Source organism: Streptomyces sp. A1136, assembly GCF_004795055.1.
Classification (GTDB): Bacteria; Actinomycetota; Actinomycetes; order Streptomycetales; family Streptomycetaceae; genus Streptomyces.
Window position 1 is genome coordinate 89,084 of sequence record NZ_SSBJ01000029.1, and the last position, 7,803, is coordinate 96,886.

6 protein-coding genes and 4 pseudogenes are annotated in these 7,803 nt (G+C 67.8%); 5 read left to right on the forward strand and 5 right to left on the reverse strand.

Features of this window, described 5'->3' with window-relative positions:
- Positions 1 to 184: 184 nt before the first annotated feature.
- Positions 185 to 595, reverse strand: coding sequence for a hypothetical protein (locus tag E6R62_RS26145; protein WP_136215968.1), 411 nt, complete (start codon positions 593 to 595; stop codon positions 185 to 187).
- 516 nt (positions 596 to 1,111) lie between these two features.
- Here E6R62_RS26145 and E6R62_RS39785 point away from each other — a divergent pair.
- On the forward strand, positions 1,112 to 1,324 hold the full coding sequence (locus tag E6R62_RS39785; protein ID WP_168714180.1) for a hypothetical protein: 213 nt from the start codon (positions 1,112 to 1,114) through the stop codon (positions 1,322 to 1,324).
- A gap of 84 nt (positions 1,325 to 1,408) precedes the next feature.
- Here the strand turns inward: E6R62_RS39785 and E6R62_RS26150 are convergent.
- Positions 1,409 to 1,857, reverse strand: a pseudogene (locus tag E6R62_RS26150) (transposase); the annotation flags it as partial.
- Positions 1,858 to 1,913: 56 nt separating this feature from the next.
- Here E6R62_RS26150 and E6R62_RS41155 point away from each other — a divergent pair.
- Positions 1,914 to 1,988 (forward strand): annotated as a pseudogene (locus E6R62_RS41155) (hypothetical protein); the annotation flags it as partial.
- Here E6R62_RS41155 and E6R62_RS41830 read toward each other — a convergent pair.
- On the reverse strand, positions 1,988 to 2,119 hold the full coding sequence (locus tag E6R62_RS41830; protein ID WP_276615657.1) for a hypothetical protein: 132 nt from the start codon (positions 2,117 to 2,119) through the stop codon (positions 1,988 to 1,990). The pseudogene E6R62_RS41155 and the gene E6R62_RS41830 sit on opposite strands and share 1 nt — an antisense overlap.
- 1,499 nt (positions 2,120 to 3,618) lie before the next feature.
- Here E6R62_RS41830 and E6R62_RS41835 point away from each other — a divergent pair.
- From E6R62_RS41835 to E6R62_RS42230, 3 genes and pseudogenes are all read left to right on the forward strand, one after another.
- Positions 3,619 to 3,750 carry a hypothetical protein gene (locus tag E6R62_RS41835; protein WP_276615656.1) on the forward strand — a complete coding sequence of 44 codons (132 nt, stop codon included), beginning with the start codon at positions 3,619 to 3,621 and terminating at the stop codon, positions 3,748 to 3,750.
- Between the two features lie 217 nt (positions 3,751 to 3,967).
- Positions 3,968 to 4,189 (forward strand): hypothetical protein, encoded by a 222-nt coding sequence (locus E6R62_RS26165; protein ID WP_136215969.1) that lies wholly within the window; start codon positions 3,968 to 3,970, stop codon positions 4,187 to 4,189.
- A gap of 443 nt (positions 4,190 to 4,632) precedes the next feature.
- Positions 4,633 to 4,773: pseudogene (locus tag E6R62_RS42230) on the forward strand (pyruvate kinase alpha/beta domain-containing protein); the annotation flags it as partial.
- 74 nt (positions 4,774 to 4,847) lie between these two features.
- Here E6R62_RS42230 and E6R62_RS26175 read toward each other — a convergent pair.
- Entirely contained in the window at positions 4,848 to 5,945 is a 1,098-nt protein-coding gene (locus E6R62_RS26175) for a serine hydrolase (protein WP_136215970.1), read from the reverse strand.
- 592 nt (positions 5,946 to 6,537) lie between these two features.
- A pseudogene (locus E6R62_RS26185) lies at positions 6,538 to 7,350 on the reverse strand (IS5 family transposase).
- Positions 7,351 to 7,803 lie beyond the last annotated feature (453 nt).

Genomic DNA, 7,803 nt, shown 5'->3' on the forward strand with positions numbered 1-7,803 from the left:
CCCGGGCAGCCGTCAGAAGGCAAGGCTTCCAGGGAAGTAGGAGAGCCGCCGGAGCAGGATCCCCGGCGGTTGACGGATGACCTCACGGGAGGCGACCGTGAGGACGGCCGACGGCGCCTACCGGTTCCACCATGGGGAATCCCAGAAGTAGCTGGCCGCCTCCTCGATAGCGGAAGTGACCGGGTCAGCCGAACGGGACGTAGCTCTCTCCGTTGAGAAACAGGTACCCCTGGGGGCCGATCTCCCACAAATACGTCTGTGATCCCCCCTGGGTGTAGGTGGTGAGCTGGTTCCCGTGAACCGTAAAGCGGCCGACGTTGCTCGCGCCCCAGATGTCCATCCTGCACGAGCCGTCCGGGTAGAAGCTGTACACCGAGGACTTGAAGCCGTCGGAGCTGCCTCCGCTCCAACTTCCGACCAATGCGTCCGGAATGCCGGTGACCCCGGTCCGGTCGTCGGAGACGCCGCCGCCCGACACATCACGACCACCGTCGTTGCCACCCGTACCGCCCCCGCCCCCACTGCAGGCGCCGAGGGTGAGCAGTGCGCAGAGCAGCGCCCCGGATACTGCCGCCGTGCGTCGAGTCTTCCTCATGGAACCTCCAAGCGCTGCGTTAAGCGTTCTGCCCACCGTCGATCCAGCTGCATCCGAGCGCAAGGAGACGACAGAAAGTAGCGCATAGCGACCGGATTTGACCGTCTGAGCCATGCCCCCAGCCCATAAGCACGAGCCGACCGGCCAAGCCAACGAGGCGCGCTTCTGTACCCCTGCGCCCCACAACTTGGCCGAACCTGTGAGCCCGCGGCGGGCGGGGTGAAGAGCAGCGCCCGGTGTCCGTTGCCGCCGGCTCATGTACTCCAGAAATCCGGAGCGGCGAAGATCTTCACAGGATGGACTCCAGCGTCTCCAGTCCGGCACCAAGGCTCCTGGTGTCCGCGGGCGGGTAAATGGGGGTGAGCGCAAATCGCTGCCCGTTCGCTGCCCGTTGATTTCGATGGTCGCCCGTTCCTGCTCATCGACCACGGCGCGTCTCCCTGTGTAGTCGGCGAGCTACAGCGTTGACGATCTTGGCGTGGCATTGCCCTGCCGGCTACTCCCCAAAGGAGGTCCATGACCCCGCCCCCTTGCTCCCCGCCCTGGTCGGCGGACAATGACGGGCGCCGCCCCGGCGCCCATTCGACACAGCCGGCCGCCGCGCAAGCCGGTGGTGCCGACGTTCAGGTGGAGCTTGCCGCAGCACGGAAGAGGATCCGTGAGCTGGAGGAAGAGCGCGACATCCTGCGCAAGGCGGCCCGGTATTTCGCGGGAGAGACGCACTGGTGAACCGCTGACAGTTCGTTGAAGATCCTCAGCGCCGGTTCGGTGTGAGAGGTCGTTTTCGTCCAATGTTTCACCCCACGATGGGCGTTTGGTGGTCTTCGTTGGGTCGCCGCAGGAGACGGTGTTCTCACCGGTGAGACGGCGGGCCATGAGGTCGGTCATCGCGAGGTTGACCAGGGCGGAGCGGGTGGGCCGGGTCTCGTGGTCGCGGGTCAGGCGCCGGTGGAGCATGAGCCAACCGTAGGTCCGCTCGACTGCCCACCGTTTCGGGATCGGGGTGAAACCCCTGGTCCCGGGCTCGCGGGTGGTGATCTCCATGTCATGCCGAGGGTTGTGGCGTGTTCGACGAGGCGTTGGCGGTAGCCGCCGTCGACCCACACCTTGCGGATGCCAGGGCACTCGGCAGCCACCTGGTCCAGGAGTCGGGTGCCGGTGACGGAGTCCTGCACGCTGGCCGCGGTGACCAGCACGGCCAGCAGAAGACCGAGCGTGTCGGTGACAATGCTCCGCTTCCGGCTCACGATCTTCTTGCCGGCGTAAACTCGCGCTCACCCTTCAGGTCGTCAAGCGCACCGACGATATGGAGGGGTTCATGGTTCTGCCCAGACGTTGGGTGGTAGAGCGCAGGTTCGCGTGGCTGATGCATCCACGCCGACTGGCCCGGGACTACGAGAGGTCGCCGACCAGCAGTGAGGCGATGATCCAGTGGTCGATGGTCACGCGGATGGGGCGGCGGGTGGCACGGCCCCGGGCCGCCGGCCCGCGCTGAACATCCCCGATGTCTCCTGCACGAGCCACCCGCGTCCTGGCCTTGAGCGCACCCCCTCGACCTTCGCCGATGTCGTCCCAACGCCCAGCTCCGCCGTGATCTCCTTCGCCTTCCTCGATCCTTGGCCCGTCGGCCGCCGTTCGTCGAGCATGTCCAGGGGCGGTCAGCCGGCGCAGCGACGTTCCGAGGTTCCGCCCTGGTGATGTTCGGCGCGTCCCGCTGCTCCTCGTTGCGGCGCAGAGCGCGGCGGTGACACTCCGCCTGGCCTCTCTGTTCCCGACGCGATCCACAGGGCCATGCAAAAGCGTCTGACGGGCGAGGGCGAACTCGTAAGGACGTCGGGAAGATGGCACCGGGTGGGTCGGCGGACCAAGTGCGCGGCGTGTTCGGCGAGGACGTCGTGGCGGAGCTGACGAAGGGGAGGACTGGCCGAACAGGGCTTGCGAGTCGGTGCGGCTTCAGCGGCTGTTGTTTTTCCGGACGTGGTCGGTGGGTTTGCGCTGGTCAGACATGAACTCACCTGCGTTGAGAGTTGAACCAGAACCCGAGGGGTGCCGTCAGTTGTTCACGGCTTTGGGAGGCACCCAGAACGACGGTCGAGTGATGTTCACGATGAGTGTTGAAGTCACTGCGGGCCTTGCCACGGGAGCATCGAGGTGCTCCTTGGTAAAGGCCTTCCTGAGCAGGCGGGTTCACGGGCGACGGCCCACCCGCTCGGCAGACTGCTGGGTGCTGTCGGCCACACTCGCCCGCCTACGTTCGCCGCGTACCAGCGTCCGCATGATCCCCGCTCCTGTCAGCACGGCCGTGACGTGCAGTGCCACGGCGACCGCGAGGTTCTCCGGGTAGCTGAGTCGCTCGGGTGCGACAGCGCCGCGTAAACCGTGGCCGGCAGCCTCCAGCCGCTCCACGCACACATCGAGCCCGATCCCAACCAAGCCAACGCGAGCAGGAGCGGATACGGCAGCCGGGTCGGTCGACGCCGGAAGAGAGCCAGGACGGCGGCGGACGCGAGGAGAGCCCAGCATGCGCTGACCCCGACCAGCACATGCCAACCGGCCGGCCGCTCATCGCGGTGCGCGATGCCCAGGGGCCACCGGCTGCCCAGTAGAGCCAGGCCAGGCCGGTCACAGCCCCGGTCACAGCGGGCCACACCGCTCCTGAGGGTGTGCGGGGCCGCTCCGGCCGGCGCAGCGCGTGGGGCCAACGCCGCCACAGGTAGGCGGGAAGCGCGATGGACAGCGCGATCCCGGTTCCGACGAAGCTGCACTGGAGCAGCACCGCCTCCCAGCCCGGCATCGCCCCGTCAGCCCCCGAGGTCCCTGAGTCTCCCGAACTGCTGGTCCCGGAGTCCACAAGCGCGCTGAGGGCCGGTGCCGGAGCTGCCGGTCACCCTCGACATGCCGGGCAAGGCCGCCGACTTCCTGCGCACCACCGAGCTGGAGCCCGCTGAGCGGCCGCGCTCGACAAAGGGGCAACCGTACGGCGCGGTCAGGGCCACACCCTGCGCGTCACCGCCGTCCCGGCCGTGCACCACAAACTCCTCGCCCGCTGCCAAGCGCTCGACGGCGGCCCGGGCACTCCGGTGATCCCCGCCCAGCGCAAGGCCCGCCGCGTGTACGAGAACCGCGTCAGCACCCTCGCGCCGACCGGACCATGATCGTTGTCGCCGGGATTTCCTGACCCCGACCACGCACACCCGTATCGGGCCCAGTGGATGTCGAGGCGGCTTTAAGTGCCCCCAGGGGATGGACCGGTCTGCTCGGTTCGGCAATCGGGTGCTCGCGTTCTGTGCCCGCGACAGCCTTGGCGGGGGTGGGGAAGGGATGGGGGTTGATGCCGGAATCGGCCGGCGCAGGCGAGAGAGGAAGTTGAGGGTGGAGACGTCTGAGCTGGAGGGCAAGGTGCAGAAGGTGGAGACGGCGTTGGTCGTCCAGGAGGCTTGCATGGCCGGTGCGCAGGCGACACAGGCTGCCACGCAGGCGGGGATGACCTCCACGTTCGCCGCCGCCCACGGCGGAACCTGGGCGGTGATGGGCGCCGGCAGTGCCGCGTTGATCGTCGGTTCCTTTCTCGGCATGGCCATCGCCAAGGGCTGACGCACGCTCGCTCCCGTAAACCGTTGTTCGATTCGCGCCGCCCTCGCCGGACAGGGTCCGACGAAGACGGCTCGCTCCGCGGACTGACCCCCACAAGCGCGAGGCGGCCATCGCTCTCGCGAACACCCTCTCCGGGAGGGGTTTCTGCGGGTACGCCTCCCCGCTGGTGGTACGACTGGTGGACGCCTCGGGGTTCCAGCGGATCGCCCCACCGTCATGTGTGGGCAGCTCGACGTGCAGCAGACCGACCGGGGTCCCGGCGGGACGCGTTCCGGTGGACGTGCCGCCCACCGACTACGGGTAGGGGACCAGGTCCTGGCCGGTGGTCGCCTGGTCGCGATCACCGATCCGCGCTACCGCGACGACGCCACCCGCACGATGATCCTGGACAACGGCCGTGTTGCCGTCGCGGAACGCGCGGTGCGCGTGTACGACGGAACTTCGCCCAGGTCGAAGAACAACTCCTGCGCATGGGACGCTGCCACCCCGGCGACATCGTCGTCATCACCGCCGGCTCACCCCCCGGCGTCACCGGCGAGACCAACCTCGTCCGCATCCACCACATCGGCGACGCCGTCCACTGACACCCACACCCCCCACACGAGTACGCCGCCGGAGCCAAGCCCCGGCGGCGTACGAACATCCACCCCTCAACAACTCACCGGCACAACACCTGATCCACCAACCCGTCCAACCGCTGCGTCACCTCGTAATCCGCCGGATCGGTCGTCACCGCGATACTCACCGCACGACCCTCCGACGTCACCCCACCCCGCGTCTCGAACCCCGTGATGTCACCGCCGTGCCCCCAATACACCCCACCGCACGACAACGGCCGCCTCATCAGCCCCAACCCGTACCCCGCCCCCGAATCACCGATCGGCACGGTCGTCAACATTGCCTCCTGCTGCGCCGCCCGCAGCAGCCGCCCCTCCAGCAAGGCGGTGAAGAACCGGTTCACATCCGAGTTCGTCGATACCATCTGACCCGCCGCCCACGCCGCCGACGGATCGATCTCCGTCACATCCCGCAGCCGGCCACCGGCCCCCTCCTGGTGATAGGCGCGCGGATGCGCCTCACGGATGGTGCGATCACGCGGCGCCGGAAAATACGTGTGCCGCAACCCGAGCCGCTGCACCACCCGCCGGCCGATCTCCTCCGCCAACGGCCGCCGCGCCACCTTCTCCACGATCAGCCCGGCCAGCACGTAATTCGTATTGCTGTAGTGGAACGTCTTCCCGTCCCGGGACGTCGCCCCATGCTTGAACGCGATCTCCAGCAACTCCCGCGGCTCCATGTACCGCCCCTGCGTGATCGCCTCCTCCACCTCCGCCTCATAGTCCGGAATCCCACTCGTGTGCTGGAGCAGCTGCCGCACCGTGACGGTCCGCCCGTCGAACCCGTCGCCTCGCACCACACCCGGCAGATACTCCTCCACCGTGTCGTCCAGCCCCAGCCGCCCCTCACCCACCAACTGCAACACCACCACAGCGGTGAACACCTTCGTATTGCTCCCTATCCGCACCTGCCCATCCCGAGGCACCGCCGCCCCCGAAGCCAGATCACCGACCCCGGCGGTATACGTCCGCGTACGCCCCTCCCCATCCGACACGGACGCCAACGCCCCCGGCACCCCACCCTCCCGCACCAGCCCGTCCAGCCCCCGCTGCACCCCGTCCGGCCGAACAGCAGCAAACGCCACCGGCTGCCCGACCACCCCCAACGCCACCACCCCGACCGCCACCGCGGCCACCATCCGCCTCGCCATAACACCCATGGGCCAACCCCCAGCAATCGCAGGAACACCGTGCTCCACGCACCATCCCCCGCCCACGCCCACCCACGGCATCCCGCTACCCACCCACCCCAGGTGGGGCAAACCCCCCTAGAGCCTGTCTCTTTGCTGGAGAAGCCGCCCAGCCGGCCGGAAAGTCCGGCGCATCGCGGGGGCTGCTCGGCTACGGTCGCCGGGGAGGTAGCCAGTGTCCTGGCCATCCGTGATCATCCTTGTCCCCGTGGATCGACGTCCGTTGGTCGAAGGGCGAATCCGTGCTTTTGAGCTCGTGCCGGATCCGGTGACGGGTGACGACAGGCTGCACTGGCACGGGTACTCGTACTCCATCGACCTCTCAAGCGGGATCCTGAGCGACTACGAGAGCGACGAGCTTGATCACGCGGCCTGGTCTTCCTCCGTCACGTCCTCCCTGGACTCGACGGGCTCGTCTACATCGACCACTACGAAATCCTGCAGGCGAGCGAGTTCCTTACGCTCGTCGACCGCCACCCCGACTGGGACTGGCGGCGCCAACCGAGCACCGACCTCGAATAGTCGGCTCATCGGCACCCGATCACCTGCGGGACCAGATCAGAATGGCCGCAAGGTGCAGGGCAGCCTGATAAGCGACTGCGAGTTTGTCCGTCCGCATTGCCAGGCCGCGCCACTGCTTGAGTCGAGCGATGCACCGCTCAACAGCAATGCGCTCCTCGTATGTCTCAGCGTCGAAGCCGGGTGGACGACCTCCGACGCGGCCTCGGCGCAGTCGGTGGCCGATCCGGTCCGTAGGCTGCGGGATGACGGCACGGACGCCGCGTCGACGGAGATGGCTACGGATTGCGCGGGAGGAGTAGGCGTGATCCGCAAGGACGATCGTTGGACGGGTTCTTGGCCTGCCGAGTCGCGTTCGGCGTTCGCGGGACCCGGATTCCGGCCACGACCGCCTCGAAGGCCGGCGCATCACCGGCCTGGCCCGCCGGGACATGGATGGAGAGAGGCCGCGCCTGGCTGTCACTGGCCAGGTGGACTTTCGTGCTCAAGCCGCCGCGGGAGCGTCCGAGCGCGTGATCCTCCGGCTCGGAGCGGCCGGGAGCCCCCTTTTCCTCGCTCCGGCAGAGTGCTGGTGAGCCCGGCAGCTGGTGGAGTCCACGGAGACTGTCCAGCCCACATCATCGTCAGCATCGGCTACTGCAAGGACAGCTGCGATGATCCGTGCCCATGTGCCATCCACGGCCCACCTGATCAGACGTCTGTGAGTGGTCTGAAAGGGTCCGAGCTCGTCAGGCAAGTCGCGCCACGGCAAGCAGGTGCGGTAATTCCACGCGACGGCCTCAAGAGTGCGGCGGTGGTCAGCCCACCGTCGTCCACGGGCCGGATCGGCCGGCATCAGCGGCTTCAGCTCCCAGTCCTACGCCGACGTCGTCCGCGACCGCGTCGCCCACGAGCAACGCGGAGCCCACCTTGTGGTGGTCGGTGACTTCGACTGCTCGGGCGAGGACATCGAGCGGGACTGGGTGGAGCGGACAGGCTGCTGGAGCTCGGTCACCCGGGTGCTGCTCACCCACGAACAGGTCCGCGCGTACGGCCTCCCGGCGACCGAGGCAAGCGCGACTGTTGCGAGGGGGCCGGGGAAGCACCTCATATGTTCTGCGTTCAACGCTGCATGCTCTAATCCGCCTACGCCGTCGCGCACTCCAGCCACCGGCGGGTGACACTAGGGTCCGTCTTCAAATCGATCTTGCCCAGAGCAGAAGTGATGCGAGTGTGACCGCCGCTTCGTATGAAGTGGCGGTCTTCTCGTAGCGGGTGGCGATGCCGCGGAAGCCTTTGAGCTGGTTGA

Excerpts from the sequence above, each read along its gene's own strand:
- E6R62_RS26145 (WP_136215968.1), bottom strand. The coding sequence starts at position 595 with ATGAGGAAGACTCGACGCACGGCGGCAGTATCCGGGGCGCTGCTCTGC.
- E6R62_RS39785 (WP_168714180.1), top strand. The coding sequence starts at position 1,112 with ATGACCCCGCCCCCTTGCTCCCCGCCCTGGTCGGCGGACAATGACGGG.
- E6R62_RS26175 (WP_136215970.1), bottom strand. The coding sequence starts at position 5,945 with ATGGTGGCCGCGGTGGCGGTCGGGGTGGTGGCGTTGGGGGTGGTCGGG.